A 21,588-nucleotide genomic window follows, 5' to 3' on the forward strand; every position below is an offset into this window, starting at 1 on the left:
ACTTATCCCACGGGCTCTGTGACAGGGATGCCGAGCGCGGTGTAGCCGTTCAGAACGACGATACGGACCTGAAGCTCCGCGACCTGTCAGTCGAAGTCCCGTGCCATGAGGCGCCGCCCCAGCAGTTTCACACAGTGCATCTTCGTTTCGACGCGGCTTCGGCGATGGTATCCGCTCCATCGTCGCCAGAGAGCACGACCGAGGAATTTCGATGCCCGCAATGCGTCGTTTCGTGCGACCGCGCCGACGGTGACGGTCTTCCACGGTTTGGCATTCTTGCAGGGCGGGATGACAGCGTGGGCGCCGCGGTCAGCGATTGCATCGTAGGGTCAGGATTCATAACCAGTAGATGACGACTGCTGCGAGGGCGATGGCTGAAAGGAAGACCTTGGGACAGCGGTCATAGCGTGTCGCCACGCGCCACCAGTCCTTGAGCCTGCCAAACATGATCTCGATGCGGTTGCGCCGTTTGTATCGGCGCTTGTCATACTTCACTTTCGCCGTGCGCTGCTTTCGGCCGGGGATGCAGGCGCGTATCCCTTTGTCTTGCAATGCCTCTCGGAACCAGTCGGCGTCATAGCCCCGATCCCCGAGCAACCAATCGACGTTTGGCAGGCTGCTGAGCAGCGCCCGTGCGCCGACATAATCGCTCACCTGCCCGGCGGTCACGAACAGGTTGAGAGGTCGGCCCTGGCTATCGCAGATGGCATGCAACTTTGTGTTCATACCTCCCTTGGTTCGACCGATCAGGCGACCACGCCCCCCTTTTTCGCGGCCATGCTGGTCGCTGTGCGGTGGGCCTTCAGGTAGGTCGCGTCGATCATCACGGTCTTCGCTTCGCCGCATTCGGCAGCCAGCCCGACCATCATCCGCGCAAAGATGCCTTTCTCGCTCCAACGCTTCCACCGGCTGTAGAGCGTCTTGTAGGGACCATAGGTGGCAGGAGCGTCACGCCATCGCAAACCATTGCGATTTATGAAGATAATTCCGCTCAGCACCCGCTTATCATCAACCCGAGGCTTGCCATGCGACTTCGGGAAAAAAGGGGTGAGCTTGGCCATCTGCTCGTCGGTCAGCCAGAAAAGATCGCTCATGTCACAGCTCCATTTTCCGAGCCATGAATCACGGAGTGCGGCGGAAATCAATGCATCCTGACCCTAGGAATTAAGACACGTCCGGACAATCACAGGGCGACATCATGCTTCTTCGCGGTCCTCAATACCACTCTACTCCACCGTCACCGATTTCGCCAGGTTGCGAGGCTGGTCGACGTCGGTGCCCTTCTCGAGTGCGGTGTGATAGGCGAGAAGCTGCAGCGGTACCGCATAGGCAATGGCGGCAAACGGCCCCGGCACCGGCGCCATGCGGACCGGCTGCCAGATACCCTCGCCTGCCGCTTCCAACCCGCGGGCGTCGCTCACCATCACGATCTTTCCGCCGCGCGCCATAACCTCCTGCATGTTCGACACAGTTTTGCCAAACAACTCGTCATGCGGTGCCAGTACCACCACCGGCATATCCTCGTCGATCAGCGCGATGGGGCCGTGCTTCAGCTCGCCGCTGGCATATCCCTCGGCGTGGATATAACTGATCTCCTTCAGCTTCAGCGCGCCTTCCAGCGCCAGCGGATACAGCGCACCGCGGCCCAGGAACAGCGCATCGCTGAACCGCGCCAGCTGCGCCGCCACCGCCCGCACCTCCGCCTCGCAGCCCAGGGCTTCGGCCACCTGGCTCGGCATGTGGCGCAGCTGCGCTTTGTAATTCTGCAACGCCCCCTCCGGCTGCGCCCCGGTCTGGCGCGCCGCCTCCAGCGCCAGTGCCGCCAGCACCGCCAGCTGGCAGGTGAAGGCCTTGGTCGAGGCGACGCCGATTTCCGGCCCTGCATGGATCTGCAACGCCAAGCCGCTTTCCCGCGCGATCGAACTTTCGGGCACATTGACGACCGACAGGATCATACCCGCCTTGCCCGCGCAGTAGCGCAGCGCCGCCAATGTGTCGGCGGTCTCCCCGGATTGCGACACGAACACCGCCAAGGTGCGCTCCGAAACCGGCGGTTCACGGTAGCGGAACTCGGAAGCGATATCGACCTCGACCGGTAACCGGGCAATCTGTTCGAACCAGTATTTGGCGGTCAGACAAGCCAGGGATGCAGTGCCGCAAGCCACCATCACCACTCGGTCGAAGCGGCTGAAATCTATCTGCTCGAGCGCCCGTTGGCCCTCACCACCGTCGAGATAATATCTGATGGCAGCCCCCAGAACCGCGGGCTGCTCGGCAATCTCCTTGGACATGAAATGGCGATGACCATCCTTACCGACAGCGGCCACCGACTGCGCAATCTCACTGCGAGGGCGCTCCACCGCCGCTCCTTCCGCATTTTCGATTGTGCAACCCGAGCGGGTTACAATGGCCAAGTCGCCCTCCTCAAGATAGGTGACCAGCGAGGTCATTGGCGCCAAGGCCAACGCATCCGACCCGACGAACATCTCTCCCTCGCCCCAACCGATGGCCAGCGGGCTGCCCTGCCGCGCGGCAACAATCAGATCCTCTTCTCCCTCGAACAAGAAGCACAGCGCATAAGCCCCCTCCAGCTCGGAGATGGTCCTGCGGGCGGCGGCCACCGGCTCCAATCCCTGATGCAGGTAATAATCACACAGCATCGCAAGGGTTTCTGTGTCCGTCTCTGTTTCTGCCTTCACCCCGTGTTCTGCCAAAAAGGCGCGCAGCTCACGATAATTCTCGATGATGCCGTTGTGGACGACCGCCACCCGCTCACGGGCATGGGGGTGTGCGTTCTGCAAGGAAGGCGCACCATGGGTGGCCCATCGGGTGTGGCCGATGCCCGCAGTGCCTGCCAACGGTTCATGCACCAGAAGGTCGTTCAGATTGGCCAGCTTGCCCACCGCGCGGCGGCGATCCAGGCGACCACCGTTCACAGTGGCGATGCCCGCACTGTCATAGCCACGATACTCCAGCCGCTTCAGCCCCTCGATCAGCAGCGGCGCCGCCTGATGTTTCCCCAAGACCCCTACGATTCCACACATACTCGAACCCTCTAGAAAAATTTTCGGTGTTTATTTTGCGGCACTCTTGCGGGCCCGCTGGCGTTGTCGCAACCGCTCTGCAGCCCCGGACCTGTTATCCTGTTCTGCCCGTGCGAGGGCAAGCGCCGAGGCTTGAACATCATCGGTAATCACGGAACCTGCCGCCACAATGGCCTCTGCGCCTACAGAAACCGGTGCCACCAAGGCACTGTTGCTGCCAATAAAGGCCCCAGCTCCGATTTCGGTGCGATGTTTCATCACCCCATCATAATTGCAGGTGATGGTACCGGCCCCGATATTGGCCGCCGCCCCGACATGGGCATCTCCCAAATAGCTCAGGTGATTGGCCTTGGCGCCGGCCTCCAGGATTGCGTTCTTGGTCTCGACGAAATTGCCGACCTTGGCGCCCTCGCCAATGCAACTCCCGGGTCGAAGACGGGCATAGGGCCCAATCACGGCCGCACGGCCAACCTGGCAGCCCTCCAGATGCGAGAAGGCGCGCACAACTGCCCCCTCCGCGACCTCTACCCCCGGCCCGAACACCACATGTGGTTCCACCAGCACATCCCGCTCCAGCCGGGTGTCCGGCGCAAAAAAGACAGTCTCCGGTGCCACAAGCGTGACGCCCTCAGCCATGGCCGCCGCGCGAGCCCGGTTCTGGAAAATGGCTTCCGCCCGCGCCAGCTCTACCCGGGAATTGATCCCGAGTGTTTCCTCTTCCGCACAGGTCACCACGGAACAGGCAAGCCCGGCGTCATTAGCCTTCTCGACGATATCCGTAAGATAATACTCCTGTGCCGCATTGCCGCAGCCAATCTGGCTGATCAGATCGAACAGGGTTTCTCTGCTGCTGCAAATCACCCCGGAGTTGCACAAATTGATCTCCAACTCCTGCGGAGAGGCGTCCTTGGCTTCCACGATGCGCTGCAACCGCCCGTCTTTCAGGATCAGACGCCCATAACGGCCCGGATCGGCAGCTTCAAAGCCCAGAACCACAACATCTGCCCCGGCCCGACGCGCGTCCAGCATCCCCCGCAGGGTATCGGATCTGATAAACGGCGTATCCCCGAACAGGACGATGACATCCCCCTCAAAATTCGCCAATATGTCACGTGCCTGATCCACAGCGTGAGCCGTTCCAAGCTGCTCTTTTTGAATAACAATCTCAGCATAAGGCGCATGGTTCTCAACCGCTTTTGAGACCTGTTCCGCACCGTATCCCGCCACCACGACACTCCGTTCAGGGTGCAAGGCGGAAGCGGCCCTCATCGCGTGAAACACCATCGGCACCCCCGCAATCGGATGCAAGACTTTGGGTTTTGACGAGACCATTCGGGTGCCGCGTCCGGCCGCAAGGACAACAACTGCAAGAGACATTACGAATCCAACATAAAAACAACTTCCAGACTGGAATTAACCGTTCATGGGGGGAATGCCAAGCAAACCGCCCCATACTTGGACCACACGTAAAACGCGCCTTTTTCCTTGCCCCATGCCCACGCGCCTCATAAACAGCACACGTCTTCAGATAACCATTGAACAGGTCCCCCGATGAGAACTGCCGAACAATCAGAACTGCAGCAGGAGAACACCCACAGCCTGACGGCCTCTCACTCCTACGCGAACAGCATTCAGCAGCCCGGTGCGGACATTCTCACCCCTCTTGCCAGCCGCTCCCTGTTCTGGCGGGCGCGTTATCTGGAAAACTCCCCTACTCTTTGCCATATTCCACTGCTGTTCTGGCTGACCGAGGCCGCCCGCCCACGCATCGCCGTCACCCTGGGGGTAACAGATGCCGTGCCACATTTTGCCGTCTGTCAGGCGGTGGACAAACTTGGCATGGAAAGCCTTTGCGTCGGAGTGGAGCCCGCACCCGAGCCGGACGCAAAACCGGCTGATCTGAGCAAACAACACGATTTCAACGAGACAAACTTCGCAGAGTTCTCGCAAATCGTACAGGAAGCTCCCGGAAAAGACAGTTTTCTCGCAGCAGAAAACAAGGTGGATCTGCTTCTCATCAATCGGCCCATCACGCAAAAGCTGATTGAAACGCTGGACACGCACTGGCTGCCGCATTTGTCAGAGCGTAGCATCATCGTGGTGCTGCACGATGGGGAGACCGCCGGAAACGGCTCACTCTTCCGTCACCTGTCTGCCGCCGGAAGCAGCTTCACCTGTGATCTTGAGAGCCGCGCCACTGTCATCTTTCACGGCCCTGAACAAAACGACCGTTTGCAAAGGCTTGCCAGTCTCAAACCGGGGCTTCCCGGCTACCTGACCGCCCGGAATATTTTTGCCCGCTTGGGCGAGCTCCACAGAAATGCTGAACGTCTTGCGTTCAACACGCGCGAAGCTGCTATTGCACGACGGCAAAGGGATGAAAAGGCGGCTGAACTGGCAACCGCTCAGGCCGAAACCGAGAAACTCTCCGTACAATACAAGGAGCGTTCCTTGCTCGTTGCAACTGCGCAGGCTGAGGCTTTCGACCTCAGCCAAGCAGTCACGAAACTGGAACAGGAGTTGGAAGAACTCCAAGCAAAGCATCAGCAGGAAACAGAACTTCTAAACAAACAACTCGCTACACTCCAAGAGAAGCTAAGCGCTGCAGAAGCGAAACAACAAGATCTGCAGAAACTGGCTGCGGAACAGGAAGGCTCCCTCGCAGAGCGCGATACGGTGATTGCATCTCTGGAGAGCAAACTGCAAGCGCAGGCCGCAGAAATGCAGACCATTTCCGAAGAACGCGATACCCTGCAGAAAGAAAGAGATCTTCTAAGCACACAAAACAGTGCCTTGGAAGCCACCGTCGACACTGCTGAAAACGAACTGCAGAAGTTGCGGGAATTGGCCGCCGAGCAGGAAAACACCCTCGCAGAGCGCTACAAGGACATCTCGGTTCTGGGCAATGAGCTCCAAGCAAAAGAAGAAAAGATCCAAGCTATTACCGGAGAGCGCGACAACCTACGCCAAGAAAAAGACATTTTTAATTCAGAGGTCGCGGCGCTCAAGAACAAACTCCGCTCTGCCGAGGCAGAACGCCAGAAGCTGCAGAAACTGGCCGCCGAACAGGAAAACACCCTCGCAGAGCGCTACAAGGACATCTCGGTTCTGGGCAATGAGCTCCAAGCAAAAACCGAAGAGGCGTGCAACGCCTCCGAAGAACGAGAAGCTATGCGGCAAGAAATCGAGGCACTGAAACACAAACTGAGCGAGACTGAACAGCTGCGTGACATGTACGCGGAGCGCGTTCAAGCCTTGGAGCACAGCACTTCCTGGCGTGTTACCGCGCCTCTGCGAAAAGTCTCCTTGGCTGTCAGGCCGCAATAACAGGGGCCAACGCGAAATTCGTGCCCTTGGGCTCTCTGTTGGCGCGCCATTCAGACAATGGCGCGCTGACTTCCTACCGCAGGCCGTTCTTTTGCAGCACACAAACATAACTCGACAGCTGGTGACCTGCCCCCACTGATCCCCGTTCATAACGAGAGTCTTCGGGTTTACTCATTGGAAGCCGCCACAGCCTCCAAGCGGTCCAGCATCCGCGCCCCGATGCTGGACCAGGCATATTCCGCCTCGGCTCGTTCTTGAGCGGTTCGGCCGAGACGGCGACGGAACTCCGGATCCACCAGCAGACGGGCCAGCTGACGCTCCAGATCAGCCCTGTCCCCCTTGGCAAAGACCAATCCGCTTTCTCCATCCTGCACCAGCCCCTGCATGCCGCCAACCGAGGACAGCACGATGGCTTTGCCCGCAGCCATTGCCTCGACCGGTTTCAGCGGTGCCACCATTTCGGTCACCAATAGCGGTCGCCGCGCAAACACGCAGATGTCGATGAGGTCGAGCCAGTCCGGCACCTCCTCGAAAGGTACCCGCCCCGGCATGAGCAGCCAATCGCCCAGCCCCAGCTCCGCAGCCAGACGGCGCAACGCATGGGTCACCGGGGTTCCACGCAGACCCGTGCCCTTCTCATCTCCCACAAGCAACAGCCGGAACCGGTGGCCAGCCGCTTTCAAATCGGCTGCTGCCGCCACCATATCCTCAAGCCCCTCATAAGCCGGGAAACTGCCGACATAGCCGATGATAGGCACCCCCTCCGGCAAATCCAGCTCCGCGGCCAGCCTGCGGCCGCGGCCGGGTGGAGCAAAACTACCGGGATCGCAGCCATTGGGCAGGTAGCTGACCTGCTCCGCCGCCACGCCGCGCCCCATCAGCGCTTCACGCATCGGCGGTGACAGAGTGAAGACATGATCGGCCTGCCGTGCCACCTCGGTTTCCAGCCAACGCTCATGACGATACTGCGCAGATCCCAGAAACTCCGGGTCCCTAGCGGCGCGGCTCAGCTCCCAGAAGCCGCGCATATCATAAACCACTGGCAGACCCAGCCGCCGGGCTGCAATCAAAGCGGGCAGCGCACAAGCATGGTTCGAGGCTGCCATCACCACCCCCGGACGCAATTCCAGAAAACGCGCCATCAAGGCATCAGCGCTGCCACCTACATAGGCTTGGTAGTTCTGCCAACGTCCGAACTGCGGGTCTGCTATGCGGTGATAGGGGACGCCAGCGATCTCGTCCTGCCGAGGGGCCTCGATCGGCATATCCTCCGACAACACGGCCGGGTCCTCATCCCAAGGGAACCCCGGTCGGGTCAGGCAATGCAGGTCCGCCCCGGCATCGCGCAGCGCCTGTGCCAGCCGGTGCGAGCGCACCGCGTAGCCAGTCGAGAGCCAGGGCAGACTGCTGTAGAGCACATAGGCCACGCGCCCGGGCACGGGCACCCACCCTCTGGGCCGCGCCATTTGCGGAATCCGCGCCGGGGAGAACATACGCTCTGCCCGCTGCTGCAGACGCTGTCGGGGTGCCGACCGAGGCAGCTGCGCCAGCGCCGCACGAGTGCAATCCGCCTCTGCCAGATCCAGAGCTGCCGCGGCAACCTCCAGGATGTCGTCGTGTCCCTGGGCCTGCGCCAGCGCCTGGTGCAGAACCGCCCCGGCCTCGTATTCTGGTTGCCGCGCGGCCAGCAATCGCACAGCCGCGACACAGCCTGACGTCAACCCTGTTTCTCTTTGCATGACTCCCCCTGGTTTCGCCGGGCCCGCCCCCGGACGTGCCAGCTTTACGCGTTCTTTTCCTGATGGACAAACCAAAGCAGAACCGGCACTACAAGGCTTCAACTGGACTTAATCCGGGACGCCGAAAATGACTGACAACCTGGCCACCGGGCCTGACGCCGATTTCAACTATGCCCTGCAACTGCTACGCCACGGGCAGAGTGAAGGGGAAATTCAAGCGCAGACCGAAATCCAGCCCGGGATCGCCCTGCACGCCGATCCCGCACTGGCGCCAAGTGGCCACTGGCGCTCCCCGGCGGGGCGGCTTTTCGAACTGGAAGTCACCCCCGGCGGCGAAGGCGGCTGGTTTGGGCTGCACATGCGGCTTGGCAATATAGACCTGTCCCAGGCCGGGATCATCGGCATTGCCTGCCGCGGCACCTCACCTTCGATCGAAGCAATCCGTGTCTGCATCCGCTCCGGCCTCCCGGAGGGCGGTTTTGAAGATTGCTTCTTTCCCAAGCGCGTCCTGACCCATCCTGACGCCTCCAGCCATCTGGACGCACTGCAGATCAGTCAACAGCCCGAGCTGCCGCCAGAAGCGCCTTGGCGCGAACTGATCCTGTTCCTCCCCTTGCACAGCTTCCGCCTGAACCTAAACGACCTCCGCCTGTTCATCGTATGAAGCTAACCGTCATTATCCCGGCGCATAATGACGAAGGTCCCCTGCACCGCCTGCTGCGGCATATCCGGCGGCTCAAGTTTGCCGACCACATCATCATCGCCGACGACGGTTCAGAGCCTGCAATTGCCTTTGAACCGCTCCCCGCTGCCGTCGGTCTGCCGCCGGAACGGATCACCCTGCTGCGCCACGACCTTCCGCGCGGGGCAGGCGCAGCGCGCAACCTTGCCTTGCAGCATGTAACCACGGAACATGTGCTGTTCCTCGATGCAGATGATCTGCCCCTGCGCGAACTCCCGGATCTGCTGCGGGATCTGGATGGCCGGGAGTTTGATTTCTGCATCTTCCAGCACCACGACAGCCGTTGTGCCGCCGAGGGCCGCTGGGGGCAGATGCCCGAAGACCAGGCCTTGTGGCGGGCTGCCGGTACGGATACCGGCGCACTGTCCAAGGTTTCTCCCGCTGCCGCGGTCAGCCTCTGCCAGACGGCCAATTACCCCTGGAACAAGATCTACCGCACCGGCTTTTTGCAAAAGCACAACATCCGCTGCACGGAGATCGCGGTCCATAACGACGTGGAATTGCACTGGCGCAGCTTTCTCAATGCAAGAACCATCCTGGCCAGCGACAGGGTCGGCGTGATCCACTACGTTGCACCCGGTCAAGGCCGCCTGACCAACCGCAACGGTCCCGAACGATTGCAGGTATTCACGGCACTCTCGCGTGTCTCCAAGGAGCTTCGCCTGCGCGCAGATCTGGACAGGTTTGCTGTGCCTTTCTACCGCTTCTCAGCCGGGCTCCTAGACTGGATCAACAGCTTTATCCGATCCGACTTACAGGATGAGTTCAACCGCCGGGCAAAGACCTTCTTTGCCACGGAGGTTCCCGCCCCCATCCGGACGTATCTCTCACATTGCGCAGACAGCCGTCTTCCTGCCGCGCAGTCGCAACCCGCGCAGACACCGGGTTTCGAGCCACGCTCCGCTCCAGCGCTCCACAGTTCCCCCCCCGCCCGTCAGGTCTGGTTGCACATCGGCCTGCCCAAATGCGGTTCGACCACCATTCAGCGGCATATGGCGGCAGCCGAAACGCAACATCAGCGCCAAGGCGTCTGCTACCCGAAAGCTTGGCGTAGCCCGGATGGCTACCGCAACCACCTGCCGTTGGCGAAATTACCACCCAGGCAGCTATCCCGGGCGCTGTCCGAAATCACCGCAGAAGCCGAGGACCGGGCGTGCAATCGCGTCGTGCTTTCCTGCGAACATTGGGCTAATGCCTTTCCCGGCAGCAATCTGCGCGCTCTTTACAGGACGCTGCAGACGCAGTGGACCGACTGGCAGATCCGGATCGTGGCCTATTTCCGCAACCCCTATGACTTTGTGGAATCCTGCTACGCACAATATGTCCATGCAGGACTGTTCCAGATCAACCGGCACAAGTTTTATGCCGATGGTGCGCCCTCGATCGAAAAGTTTCTTGCTTGGTTCGAAGCCAGCCGCGGGTTTCCCCTCTATTCCAACCTGAGCTATGCCCGCATGCTGCAGGCACATTTCCCGCCAGAAGTGCTGACGCTGCGATCGCTCGAACCCCGGGACCTGGACCAGCCGGACATGCTCGCAGATTTCTGCAGCCTGCTGGGTCTGCCGATCCCCCACGATACGGGGCGACACAACCAACGGGTCAGCAACCGTAAGCTGGCCGAACTGGAATTCGTCCAGACCCTGACCGATCAGGACAATTATGCCCGTCTCCGCCCGCTGTTGCTGGAGACAGATTTTGGCGGCACCCCGGACCAAAACAGCCGCCGCGGCACCACCCTGCACATCGGCGCAGACACCGCTGCCGCTATCACCCGGCAAATCAAGAGCGAACAGGACGAGCTGCAGCAGATCTTTGCCACTGGAACCGACGGTCTTTGTGAAATCCGCACCAGCGCAGGACCGCAGGGCTGGACCCGTACGGATCTTTTGGACACCAAAGACCGGGAACGACTGCAGGCCTTCGTGGCCCACAGTACAAGCGCTACAGCGGCGCGCTGAAGAACGCGGGCGCCGCCTCGCCCTTCTCCAGACACGCGGTGAAGGCGCGTGCGGCGTCCAGCGCCTCGCGGATGGTCACGTCCATGTCGAGATAGCGGTAGGTCGCCAGTCGGCCCACGAAAGTGACGCCGCGGGTCTCTTGTGCCAGCTTGACGTAATCCGCCAGCAGCGCCTTCTCCGCCACCTGGCGGATCGGGTAATAGGGAATGTCGCCGGGCTCGGCGAGGCGCGAGAACTCGCGGTAGAGAACCGAGCCCTCGTGCTCTTCCCAGGGGCTGAAATGCTTGTGCTCGGTGATGCGGGTATAGGGCACCTCTTCCTCGCCGTAGTTCATCACCGCGCAGCCCTGGTAGTCGCCCTGATGGGTGAAGCGCTCGAAATCCAGGGTGCGGTAGCCAAGGCGGCCGAGCTCGTAGCCGAAATAGCCGTCCAGCGGCCCGGAGTAGAACACGTGGTCGTATTCCGCCCCCATCTCCGCGCTGAACTCGGTCTCCAGCTCAACGGTGATGTTCGCATGATCGAGGATCTTCCCGATCATCGCGGTATAGCCGTTCTCCGGCATGCCCTGGAACTGGTGGAAGAAGTAGTTGTCGTCGTAGTTGAAACGCACCGGCAGCCGCTTCAGGATCGAGGCGGGCAGCTCGGAAGGATGCATGCCCCACTGCTTGATGGTGTAGCCCTTGAAGAAGGCCTCGTAGAGATCCTTGCCGACAAAGCGCATCGCCTGTTCCTCGAAGGTCTGCGGATCGGTGATCGAGGTATCGGCCTGCTCATTGACGATAAAGTCATGCGCCTCTTCCGGGCGCAGGGTCTTGCGGAAGAACTGGTTGATGGTGTGCAGGTTCACCGGCAGCGAGAACACCTCGCGCTCCCCCGAGAGCCCGCGGGTGGTGGATTTCACCCGGTTCTTGTAGGGTTTGAAGGTCTCGAAGGCGTTGACGTAGTTCCACACTTCTTCGTCGTCGGTGTGGAAGATATGCGGCCCGTAGACATGCACCATGACCCCGGTCTCCGCATCGCGCTCGGTGTGGCAGTTGCCGCCGATGTGGCTGCGGCTGTCGATCACGGTGATCTCATGCCCCGCCTCCGCCAGATGCCGCCCGATGACGGCCCCCGAGAGGCCTGCGCCAACGCATAGAAATTTCATGTTCTTGTCCATCTTTTTAGTACCAATCACGCCGCATCAGACAGCATGATACGGGTTTGGCCCGCATTTCTGATAAACCCCTTGGGGTCATCAATAAGCATGTCCGCCAAAATACCTGCAAAAACACCAAAACTGGCCACGGTCTCCTCACTAAAGTGATCGGCCGCATTCAAGCTCTGCGGCATGCTGATTGTCTTGGCGAAAATTTTTTCTAGTGCATCCGACATCGGCGTGTCCTCGAAGAACGCGGCGTCCAAGGCCGCGGCATCGGCGCTGTAACGCTCTGCGATCACCGGCGCCAACTGCTCAGGGATTCGGACTTTTTCGCCGTGCCCGCCCAAGCCGCTGGCGCGCAGCCGCTCACTCACAGTGCGCCCCATTGCATTGCGCGCCTCGGTGATATCGGCATTCCGCTGGCGGCCATGACCATCCAGCCTCTCATAGAACGTTTTGTGCATTTCGCGCAGCAGGGACAATTGAGGCAGGGTCAAGGAAGTATTGGCCGAGATACCGTCCTCAATCCTGAAGTTCTCATGCTGCAGCATGAACCGGAAGAAATCGCTGACCACATCCTCCTGAAACAGCTCCTGACGCACGAACGGGCGGAGCGTGAACCGGCTGCCGAACACTTCGCGCCATTTGCTGAAACGGGGCAGGTAATCAATGGCTTGATTGCCGGAAATCGTCTCACAGAATTCCTCGAAGGACCCCATAGCGTTCCCGAGCTTCACCCGCTCGGAAAAAGCCGACAGCAGTTTGTCCGCATGAGGGCGCACATAGGCTACCAAGCGGATCCTATCCCTGAACTGAGGCCAAAAAGCATCAATTGCCTCTGCAAACACCTGCGGATCTACAAACTGGAAATGCTCGGCCGAGACGACGCCATAATCAGCGCCGCTGGCACTCATCGCCTCTCCGACCCTCCGGAAACGGGTTTCCCGCTGCTTAACCCGGCGCGCCTGACTCAGCGTCTTGGCCATGGCAATATGGTTGTTCTTGGTGGGATAGAAGATGCTTTGCCCCGACACCTCATAGGCTTTCTGCACCAAAGCCTTCTGGATCGAGGTCGACCCAGTCTTGGTATCCCCCAAATGAATGACAAGTTCGTTTATCATGCAACCCGTTCTCCTGCTGCAGCCGCGCTGGTGATGTCCCTTTGTTCTGCCTGCAGGGTGTTCAGAAACTCCACCGTTTCCTGATCGAGCGCGTTCGGAAGGTGATCACAAATCTGCTCCAGCGCCGCACGGAATACCTCTTCCTCGGCCAGAGGCTGCACCTCCAACACCTGGTCGATATCGGCAAAGAAAGCTTTGCGCCCACAAACCCCACCAAGCCAGGCATCGGTGGAACGGAAACACTCCAGCATACGCTCCCGGTTATCCGCTCCGAACAGTTCTATCTGGCCGCTGGAAGGCAGCTCCAGATCAGGTGTCCGTTCACGCAGCACTCGGCGCAGTCCCGCAGCCTGACGACTTTCCAACCGATGATTGCCCAGCCGGGCAATCTCATAAACCCCTCGATGGAAAGAATCGTTTTCTCTCCGTTCAGGTGCCAGCCCCTCCGGCAGGTCCAGTCCAGTCTGAGCGACAAAATCCACGACCGACCCCCCTGCCGCACGGACCTCGGCGTAATCGCGCAAGATCACTTGGGCTTGCGGTAGGGCCTTAAGCCACCCTTCGATCATTAACCTGTAATCAAAGTGTATGCCCTGAAGATACCCGTCCAACCCATTGTCCCTCAGGGGCTCTAACTTGTGGCCGAACTTCAGACGCTGGCCATGCCAAGAGGCCAAATACTCATCAATCCGCCGTAGCGTCGCAACCAAGGTAAACTCCGACTGCGGGAACTGGTTCACCAACTGGCGGATCAACGCAGGCGACACCGCATTAAAATTGGCAAACACCTCGGCTGCGAGAATCACCGTGTGGGGCTGTGAAAAGCGAATCTGCTGCTGAATTGCGTTCAGCATTTGTGGCAGCGCAGGCAGGCGCTTGTGGTACCCAGGAATCTTACCTGCCTTTTTGCTGGCCATCATCCGGAAGGCCAGCGCGTTATGCGGTTCACGAACGTTGATCGGCAATGAGCCGGGCTGCGCCAGACGTCCGCTGGCATCAGCGGCGACATGCGCCAGCCCTTCGAAATCGGTAAACGGATAGAGGATCCCTTGCTGTGCCAAGGCCGCCGCATTGCGCGCCAGGAAATCCTGCAACGAAGTTGATCCAACCTTGTGGTGTCCGATGAACAGGATCACCCGCGGCGGCCCGGCACGCACCTGGGACACCACCGCCGCCCCGGCATCGCGGAGGGGGCGACGGCCTGTCAATATCTGACTAAGTTGGCGAAATCTCTTTTTCATTCTGCGGCCTTCCGCTCCGGCCCTGCGGCCAACCCCAATTTTTCCTGCCAGTAGTCAGTTCCGGTCAACGTCCCGTAAGCGCCACGATACTCGGCCGCCAGCTGATCATAGGCCGCCAGGAACGCACGGGCATTCGTGACAAACCGCTTCATCTCGCGCCAGGCGGCCGCCTTGGAATGGCGCACGGTGTAGACCTTGGTACGGTCCGCATTGAGGCAGTTGATCTCCGCCGCCCCCCAGATATGGCCGATGTGCCCGCGGTTCTGCGCTTCCAGGGTGATCCGCCGCCCCATCCGGGCATACCCCGGGATCAACAGCCCGTTGAGGGTCAGCTTCATCAGGTGCCGCTTCCAGGCCGCAGGCGGTTTCTGGCGCACCGGCGGCAACACCGTCTCAGGTGTCAGCGCCTGCCAGGTCTCGGCCCCGGTCAGGGCCTTGATGTCGGCCCGGCGCTGCGCCATGTCCGCATGGCGGTCGAAGAACTCCGGCCCTTTCATCACGTCCTCGACCGCGAGGTTGATCGCGGCCAGCGTATCGTAATGCATCCGCGGCAGGTTGCGCAGGAAGAACCACAGCGCGATCTTCAGCACCCCCTGGGCGCCGATCTCCATCTGCGGCAGGCTCAGGTGATGCACCATGTGGCTGCGCAGATCCAGGTACCAGGTCTGCGGGCTTTCCTTGTCGGTGAAGCTTTCCTGGAAGGACACCACCCCGTTGAGCCGCACGATGTTGAAATCATTGGCCAGCGAGAAACTGACATCATCACCGCGCACGAAGAACGGGAATGCCAGGTGCTCAGCCTTGTCCACGGGGAAGGCAAAATACCACCAGCCACCATAGAGCCCCTCGGGCGCCGGACCGGAGACCTGCCATTCCATCCCCGCCATCTGCCTGAAATCACGCAGGTCGGTGCCCATGTGCAACGGCTGGCAGCGGCGGTCGAAACAGGCGCCGTTTTCCCAGATCGCCCAGCGGTGCTGTTCGCTGATCATCGCACCGGCAACCGCCGTCGCGGGATCCTCGGCATGGGCGAGCAGCTTCCAGGTCCGCTCCAGGCTTTCCATGTGGATGGAGGCGTCGTCATCCATGAACAGGCAATGCGAGGCGCCGCGGGTCCGCGCCTCCAGCAGGCCACGGGTAAAGCCTCCGGCACCGCCGAGGTTTTCATTGGGGATCACGGTGACACCGTCGCGCGGCGGCAGGTCCACCGACTGGCCGTTGTCGGTGACGATCAGCTCCACGTGATCCTTCATCCAGGACCGCTCCCGGAAGGCACAGAACCGTTCGACTGTGCGGCTCACTTCCGCCTCGCGGCGGAAGGTGGTGACGGCCAGTGCCAATCGCGGCTGCCGGCGTGGCGCATCGGCGGTCTGCCAGGCGGCATCGGTCAGCGTGGCCTCCTCGCCGATCGCCTGCAGTTCGAAGAACAAGAGGCCAGCTGGTTGAGCCGCCGTCAAAAAGTGGCCCAGATCCAGACGCACCGGCTGATCTGCTGCCAATTCCACGATGCGGTCCTCTCGCTCCCAAGAGCGGTCGCGAGGAGCGAGGAACAGCGACAGCACGAATTTCCCCTCCCCCTCCAGAAGCAAATAGAGGCTCTGCAGATCGCAGTGGCGGTTCCAAGTCCCAACATTGAACAGGTTGAACCAGGTGTCAAAGCGGCCACGGCTGCCGGTAAAAAAGCGATAACCTCCCCCCTCAGCAGGCCCACTCGGGCCATCCGTGCGCAGGTAGAGTTCACGTTCAGTGCAAATGCCCGGCTCGGGCCACATCAGTGATTGCAAAGTGCTGAACTCAGCGCTCCCGGTCGTCACATCCGTCATTCCAGTTACCTTCTTCTGCGCCGCCGCCGTGCCCCACGGCCCCCGCCTCTGTGCCGGTGCATACTGTCTCTAGCTCAGGAAGTACACTTTTCCGTGCGCCCAAGCGGCTCTCTCATTTTCTGCGCCTGTGACAGTCCCCGTTTGCTCAGTCCAACATCGCTTCATGCAGGGCGATGGCCTCTTCCAGGTCGTCGAAATAGCGGATCCGGCCGCCTTCCAGCACCAGGCCCGCATCGCAGAACTTGCGCACCTGGTTCATCGAGTGGTTGACCATGATGGCGCTGGAATGCGTCATCCGGTCCGCAAACACCTTTTGGCTCTTGCTGCGGAAGGCGCGGTCGCCCACCGCCGTCACCTCATCCACCAGGTAGGTGTCGAACTTGATCCCCATCGACGCCCCGAAGGTCAGCCGGGAGCGCATGCCGGAGGAATAGCTGTGCATCGGCATGTGGTAGAACTTGCCCAGCTCGGCAAAATCCTCGACGAAGGCCACCAGGTCGTCAGTGTCCACCCCGTAGATGCGGGCGATGAAGCGGACGTTTTCCGCCCCGGTCAGCTCCTTGTGAAAGGAGCCGCCGAGCCCCACCGGCCAGGAGATGGTGCCATCGGACACCACCCGGCCATGATCGGGCCGCAGGGTGCCCGCGATGATCTGCAACAGCGTCGACTTGCCCGCGCCGTTGCGCCCCAGGAGCGCCAGCGACCGCCCCGACGGCAGCGTCAGGTTCAGGTTGTCGATCACCACCTTGCGCTCCCCCCTGAGCCGGAAGCTCTTGGTCAGGTTCTCGAACCGGATCATCGCCCGCCCCTCAGCTGCGGTCGCGGATCGAGTAGTAGACCAGCGCCAGGATCGCCCAGCCCAGCAGCAGGAACAGCCCCACCAGGCCGGACAGCACGAAGCGGCGCGGATATTCCGCCTCCTCGGCCAGGTCGGGCTTGATGTAGGTGGCCAGGTAGCGGCTCTGGCGGGCCGCATCGTCGCGCGCCACTTCCAGCGCCGTCAGCGCCGCCCGATAGGCTTCTTCGGCGAACTCGCGGTCAACCGTCAGCCGCTCGAACTCGGCAATCAGCGAGGGGTAATCCTCGCCCACCGCGCCGGTGTCGGTGTTGCTGGAGGCAAAGGTCTGGCGTTCGATGTCGATGCGCTCGCGGATCACCTCGATCTGCTGCTGCGCCTTTTTCAGCCGCACGTCGCCCGGCGCCACGCTGCCGGTGAGCAGGTCATATTCGATCAGCGCCTCGGCGAGCTGCTGTTGCAGGTTGTTCATCACCCCCATGCGGCCCTGGATATCGGCCGCCGGATCGACGATGCGGGTACGGGTGCGGAACTGGGTCAGTTCTTCGCGCGCAGCCTTGAGCCGCTCGACGGCCTCCTCCAGATCGGCCTCGGCATAGCGCATCGCATCGGCACGGGCCTGGTCGTTCAGCGCGTTGATGCGGATCTGGCTTTCCTCGACGATGGCCTGGGCGATGTCGCGGGCGGTCTGCGGATCAAAGGCGGTGACCTGCACCTCGGTCAACCCCGAGCCGCTGTCATAGGCGATGCTGACCACCCGGTGCCAGAACCAGACCAGCTCCTCCAGCGTGGCATCGGGCCAGAGCGCGAACACCCAGTCGCCCGGCCAGTGCTGGCTGTAATGGGCGCGCAGATCGATCCGCTTGTTGACCGCCGCGGCCATTTCCTTGCTCTGGATGAATTCATAGAGGATGTCGCTGTCGGAGGCGGCGCTGTTGCCGGCGAAATTGGCCAGCCCGCCCAAGAGGTCATTGGCGCCAGAGCTTTCCTGGCTGCGCACGGTGAAACCGGCGGTGGCGGCATATTGGTCTTCGGCCACCGCAAACAGGTAGAACACCGCCGCCGCCAGCGGCAGCAGCACGAGGGCAGTGAAACTGGCGATCAGCCCCCAGTGGCGTTTCTTCATATGCGCGGCGCGGGCCACCGGAAAGGCCGGGGTGTCGGCGAGCTGTGCTTCCAGGCTTTCGGCCTTCGCCTGCAGCGCCGCATGGGCGGCTTCGGCCTTGCGTGCCTTGCGGCGCAGCTTCCTCAGCTTCTTGCCGCTGACCTTGTTGCCGCCTGCCGGACCGCGCTGACCAGCCTCGCTGCCGGGCAGTTTTTCGACGTTCCCTGCCGCGTCCGGGGTCTCGTCCTGCCGCGGTTCTGCCGCGTCGGTGCCAGCCGGTTTGCGACCAGTGCGAAATTGGGCTGCAGCCTTGCGCCGCGCCGCCGGGCGGTTCTGAGTCATATCTGCTTTTCCCGGCTTGCAGCCGTTTGTAATTGCCTCGTCTTTCTTTCATAGTATCGCCTGCACAGCGCATATTCACAATGGGGATTCATGACCAGAACCACGCCTGCGGCGCCCCCCGCCCTGCCCCCGGCCCAGCTCCCCACTGCCGGGCGCAACCGCCGTTTTGCCAGCCTTCGCACCATCGCAGCACTGGTGCTGCGCGAGATGTCGACCCGCTACGGGCGCACCCCCGGCGGCTACCTCTGGGCCATACTCGAACCGCTGGCCGCGATCCTGTTTCTCAGCCTCGGCTTTTCACTGGTGATGCGCAGCCCTTCTCTGGGCACCAGCTTCCTGTTGTTCTATGCCACCGGCTACCTGCCGTTTGATCTCTACAACGCGATTGGGAACACCACGGCCCGGGCGGTGAATTTTTCCAAGCCACTGCTCAAGTTTCCGGCCGTGACCTGGCTGGACGCGGTGGCGGCACGCTTCCTGCTCAACAGCCTCACCGGTGCCCTGGTCGCGATCCTGCTGCTCACCGGGGCGCTGGCGGTCATCGACAGTCGCGCGCAACTCGACCTGCCGCCTGCGGTGCTGGCGATGTCGCTGACAATGCTGCTGGGGCTGGGCGTCGGCACAGTCAACTGCGTGCTGATGGGACTCTATCCCCTGTGGGAGATGGCCTGGTCGATCTTCACCCGGCCCCTGTTTCTCGCCTCAGGCGTGTTCTTCCTTTATGAGGACATGCCCCCCCTGGCGCAGGACATCCTGTGGTACAATCCGCTGATGCATATAATCGGGCTGATGCGCACCGGCTTCTACCCCACCTATACCGCAGCCTATGTGAATGTGCCCTTCGTGCTGTTCACCAGCCTCATCCTGCTGGCCCTCGGGCTGGTGTTGATGGGCCGCTACCACCGCGACATCCTGAACCGCTGAGCCTGAGCAGCCGCGGCAGCATTGACCTGCCGCCTGTCCTCTCCGGCTCTCAGCCCGTCTCCGCCAGCGCCAGCACCTCGGCGTGGCTGCGGCGGGTGTCGCGGCGCAAGCCGTCACAGACCGCATGACGCCACAGCCGCAGGTAGGCCTGCCGCTCCGCCGCAGCGTAGCGTTTTGCGGTCAGTCGCCATTTCACCGCCACCAGCAAGAACAGCGGCCAAAACAGCAGCGGCCCGGCCGCGGCGCGATACATCATCAGCCCGTTGCGGTAGGCGTAATAGACCTTCCACAAAGGCGAAAACACCCTGTGCCGGTCATTCTGAAAGGTCGAGCAGTCATGCTCGAACCGCAGCGCCGGATCAAACAGGATGGTCTCGCCGCGGCGCCTGAGGCCCAGCGTGTAGATCACGTCATCGCCATAGAGAAACAGCCCCGGATCCGGATAGCCCGCCGCCTCGACCATGCGCCGGGACAGAAACAGCCCGACAAAGGAGGTGAGATCAATCGGCAGGGGCGTTTCGGCGTCATAGGCGTCATAGGGAATGTGATAGCCGTCCCGCGCCCGCAGCAGCGTGCGCAGGAACACCCGCGGCTGCCAGAACGGGTTGCGCGAGGGGCGGTTCATCTCGCAGATGCGCCCGTCGGGGAAATAGACCGCCGCCGCCAGCGCCGTGTCCTGGGGCCGGGGCAGGGCGTGGAAGGCTGCCAGCGCGCCGGGGGCCGGGCGGGCATCATCATCCATCACCACCAGCCAGTCGGGATCATGCGCTTCCACCGCGCGGCGCAGCCCCATCTCGAAACCGCCCGCGCCGCCGCGGTTGGTGTCGCTGCGGCAGACATCCAGCCGCGGATCCTGCTGCGCCGCCAGCCAGGCGGCGGTGTCATCGGACGAGGCATTGTCGGCAACCACCACCGCCGCCAGCTCGCTGGCCGGGCTGTCCAGCAGCCGCGCCAGCGTCACCTTCAGCTGCTCCAGGCGGTTGTGGGTCACCACCACCGCCACCAGCCGCCCTGCCCCCGACGCGCCAACCGCCCCGGCCGCGCTCGCAGAGATGTCTGAATTCGGGGCTGCTGTTGCCTCTGCCGTGGTCACCGCGGGCTGCTCCTTGTTGCCGTCTGTCCTGGCTGCCTGCGGCAGCGGTGGTGAAAGCACATAAATCCCCGCCTCTGTCAAATGCTTTACCGCGCCAAAGCATTTGACAGCGTGGCAGCAAGCCGCCACCTAAGAGCCATGAAAACCGCTCTTGTCACCGGCTCGGCCGGCTTCATCGGATACCACCTCTCCGCCCGGCTGCTGGAAGCGGGCTGGCAGGTCATCGGGCTCGACTGCCTGTCGCCCTATTACGATGTCACCCTGAAGCAGCGCCGTCACGACATGCTGGCGCAGCATGCCGACTTCATTCCCGTCATCGCCCGGCTGGAGGATCCCGGCCTGCTGATGGACCTGTTCCGCCAGCACCGCCCCGATGCGGTGATCCACCTCGCCGCCCAGGCCGGGGTGCGCCATTCGATCGAAGCGCCGCGCGATTACCTCGAGGCCAATCTGATCGGCGTCTTCGAACTGCTGGAAGCCGCCCGCGTGCATCCGCCCGCGCATCTTCTGATGGCCTCCACCTCCTCGGCCTATGGCGCCAATACCGAGATGCCGTTTCACGAGCGCCAGCAGGCCGACCACCAGATGTCGTTCTATGCCGCCACCAAGAAGGCCAATGAATCGATGGCGCATTCCTATGCGCATCTTTATCGGCTGCCGGTCACCATGTTCCGCTTCTTCACCGTCTACGGCCCCTGGGGGCGGCCCGACATGGCGCTGTTCAAATTCACCCGCGCGATGCTCGCTGGGGAGGCGATCGAGGTCTACAACCACGGCCGCATGAGCCGCGACTTCACCTATATCGACGATCTGGTCAGCGGCATCACCGGGCTGATCGGGGCGGTGCCGGGGCAGGCACCGGTGTCCGAGCGCGACAGCCTCAGCCCGGTGGCACCCTACAGGGTGGTCAATATCGGTGCCAGCAAGCCGACCCCGCTGATGGACTATATCGCCGCGCTGGAAGACGCGCTGGGGATCGAGGCGCAGAAGACCATGCTGGAGATGCAGGCCGGCGACGTGCCCGCGACCTGGGCCGACACCAGGCTGCTGACCCAGCTGACCGGCTATCAGCCCAAGGTCGGCGTCGCCGAGGGCGTCGCCCGTTTTGCCGCCTGGTACCAAGACTACTACAGCAGCTAAGCCCGCCGGTCGGCAGGACCATAAAGGTCAGCATTATTGACCAAATGTTTCG

Annotated in this window: 16 protein-coding genes and 2 pseudogenes; 6 read left to right on the forward strand and 12 right to left on the reverse strand. The window is 61.9% G+C overall.

The genetic code is table 11. The features are described from left to right. Nucleotides 1–2 precede the first annotated feature (2 nt). From ACZ52D_RS20150 to glmU, 4 genes and pseudogenes are all read right to left on the reverse strand, one after another. Nucleotides 3–326 (reverse strand): annotated as a pseudogene (locus ACZ52D_RS20150) (transposase); the annotation flags it as partial. Nucleotides 327–336: 10 nt separating this feature from the next. Next, a protein-coding gene (locus ACZ52D_RS20155) for an IS5 family transposase (RefSeq protein WP_464443816.1) occupies nt 337–1,094 on the reverse strand; the annotation gives its coding sequence in 2 pieces (ribosomal slippage) (nt 337–770 and nt 770–1,094; 759 coding nt in all). Between the two features lie 132 nt (nt 1,095–1,226). Next, complete coding sequence (gene glmS / locus ACZ52D_RS20160) at nt 1,227–3,044, reverse strand: glutamine--fructose-6-phosphate transaminase (isomerizing) (protein ID WP_464443817.1); 1,818 nt, start codon at nt 3,042–3,044, stop codon at nt 1,227–1,229. Nucleotides 3,045–3,074: 30 nt separating this feature from the next. Further along, nucleotides 3,075–4,421: a bifunctional UDP-N-acetylglucosamine diphosphorylase/glucosamine-1-phosphate N-acetyltransferase GlmU gene (gene glmU / locus ACZ52D_RS20165; RefSeq protein WP_464443818.1), complete on the reverse strand. Its 1,347-nt coding sequence runs from the start codon at nt 4,419–4,421 to the stop codon at nt 3,075–3,077. 174 nt (nt 4,422–4,595) lie between these two features. Here glmU and ACZ52D_RS20170 point away from each other — a divergent pair, with 174 nt between their 5' ends. Next, on the forward strand, nt 4,596–6,371 hold the full coding sequence (locus ACZ52D_RS20170) for a hypothetical protein (protein WP_464443819.1): 1,776 nt from the start codon (nt 4,596–4,598) through the stop codon (nt 6,369–6,371). Between the two features lie 167 nt (nt 6,372–6,538). Here ACZ52D_RS20170 and ACZ52D_RS20175 read toward each other — a convergent pair whose 3' ends face one another. Continuing rightward, the gene (locus tag ACZ52D_RS20175) at nt 6,539–8,110 is read right to left on the reverse strand and encodes a glycosyltransferase family 4 protein (RefSeq protein ID WP_464443820.1); all 1,572 of its coding nucleotides are present in this window, start codon (nt 8,108–8,110) and stop codon (nt 6,539–6,541) included. A gap of 127 nt (nt 8,111–8,237) precedes the next feature. Here ACZ52D_RS20175 and ACZ52D_RS20180 point away from each other — a divergent pair, with 127 nt between their 5' ends. The 3 genes and pseudogenes from ACZ52D_RS20180 (at nt 8,238) to ACZ52D_RS20190 (ending at nt 10,810) form a co-directional block, all read left to right on the forward strand. Beyond that, nucleotides 8,238–8,774, forward strand: coding sequence for a hypothetical protein (locus ACZ52D_RS20180; protein WP_464443821.1), 537 nt, complete (start codon nt 8,238–8,240; stop codon nt 8,772–8,774). Beyond that, nucleotides 8,771–9,073, forward strand: a pseudogene (locus ACZ52D_RS20185) (glycosyltransferase family 2 protein); the annotation flags it as partial. The gene ACZ52D_RS20180 and the pseudogene ACZ52D_RS20185, both read left to right, overlap by 4 nt. A gap of 225 nt (nt 9,074–9,298) precedes the next feature. Further along, a complete protein-coding gene (locus ACZ52D_RS20190) occupies nt 9,299–10,810 on the forward strand; it encodes a hypothetical protein (protein ID WP_464443833.1) in 1,512 nt (503 codons plus the stop codon). On the opposite strand, the gene glf is transcribed toward ACZ52D_RS20190, so the two are convergent. From glf to ACZ52D_RS20220, 6 genes are all read right to left on the reverse strand, one after another. Next, nucleotides 10,794–11,957 carry a UDP-galactopyranose mutase gene (gene glf, locus ACZ52D_RS20195; protein WP_464443822.1) on the reverse strand — a complete coding sequence of 388 codons (1,164 nt, stop codon included), beginning with the start codon at nt 11,955–11,957 and terminating at the stop codon, nt 10,794–10,796. The genes ACZ52D_RS20190 and glf overlap by 17 nt on opposite strands. Before the next feature lie 26 nt (nt 11,958–11,983). After that, the gene (locus ACZ52D_RS20200; RefSeq protein ID WP_464443823.1) at nt 11,984–13,072 is read right to left on the reverse strand and encodes a hypothetical protein; all 1,089 of its coding nucleotides are present in this window, start codon (nt 13,070–13,072) and stop codon (nt 11,984–11,986) included. Then, complete coding sequence (locus tag ACZ52D_RS20205; protein WP_464443824.1) at nt 13,069–14,313, reverse strand: hypothetical protein; 1,245 nt, start codon at nt 14,311–14,313, stop codon at nt 13,069–13,071. The genes ACZ52D_RS20200 and ACZ52D_RS20205 overlap by 4 nt, the downstream gene beginning before the upstream one ends. Next, the gene (locus tag ACZ52D_RS20210) at nt 14,310–16,136 is read right to left on the reverse strand and encodes a glycosyltransferase family 2 protein (protein WP_464443825.1); all 1,827 of its coding nucleotides are present in this window, start codon (nt 16,134–16,136) and stop codon (nt 14,310–14,312) included. The genes ACZ52D_RS20205 and ACZ52D_RS20210 overlap by 4 nt, the downstream gene beginning before the upstream one ends. Before the next feature lie 145 nt (nt 16,137–16,281). Then, a complete protein-coding gene (locus ACZ52D_RS20215) occupies nt 16,282–16,935 on the reverse strand; it encodes an ABC transporter ATP-binding protein (protein WP_464443826.1) in 654 nt (217 codons plus the stop codon). A gap of 10 nt (nt 16,936–16,945) precedes the next feature. Further along, nucleotides 16,946–18,379: a KpsE/RkpR family capsule polysaccharide export protein gene (locus ACZ52D_RS20220; RefSeq protein ID WP_464443827.1), complete on the reverse strand. Its 1,434-nt coding sequence runs from the start codon at nt 18,377–18,379 to the stop codon at nt 16,946–16,948. A gap of 90 nt (nt 18,380–18,469) precedes the next feature. On the opposite strand from ACZ52D_RS20220, the gene ACZ52D_RS20225 reads away from it, so the two are divergent. Further along, nucleotides 18,470–19,303 (forward strand): ABC transporter permease, encoded by an 834-nt coding sequence (locus ACZ52D_RS20225; protein ID WP_464443828.1) that lies wholly within the window; start codon nt 18,470–18,472, stop codon nt 19,301–19,303. Between the two features lie 49 nt (nt 19,304–19,352). Here ACZ52D_RS20225 and ACZ52D_RS20230 read toward each other — a convergent pair whose 3' ends face one another. Then, a complete protein-coding gene (locus ACZ52D_RS20230; RefSeq protein ID WP_464443829.1) occupies nt 19,353–20,456 on the reverse strand; it encodes a glycosyltransferase in 1,104 nt (367 codons plus the stop codon). A 78-nt stretch (nt 20,457–20,534) separates the two neighbouring features. Here ACZ52D_RS20230 and ACZ52D_RS20235 point away from each other — a divergent pair, with 78 nt between their 5' ends. Next, entirely contained in the window at nt 20,535–21,536 is a 1,002-nt protein-coding gene (locus tag ACZ52D_RS20235; RefSeq protein WP_464443830.1) for an NAD-dependent epimerase/dehydratase family protein, read from the forward strand. Nucleotides 21,537–21,588: the final 52 nt, after the last annotated feature.

This window comes from Leisingera sp. S2M4 (assembly GCF_055398055.1).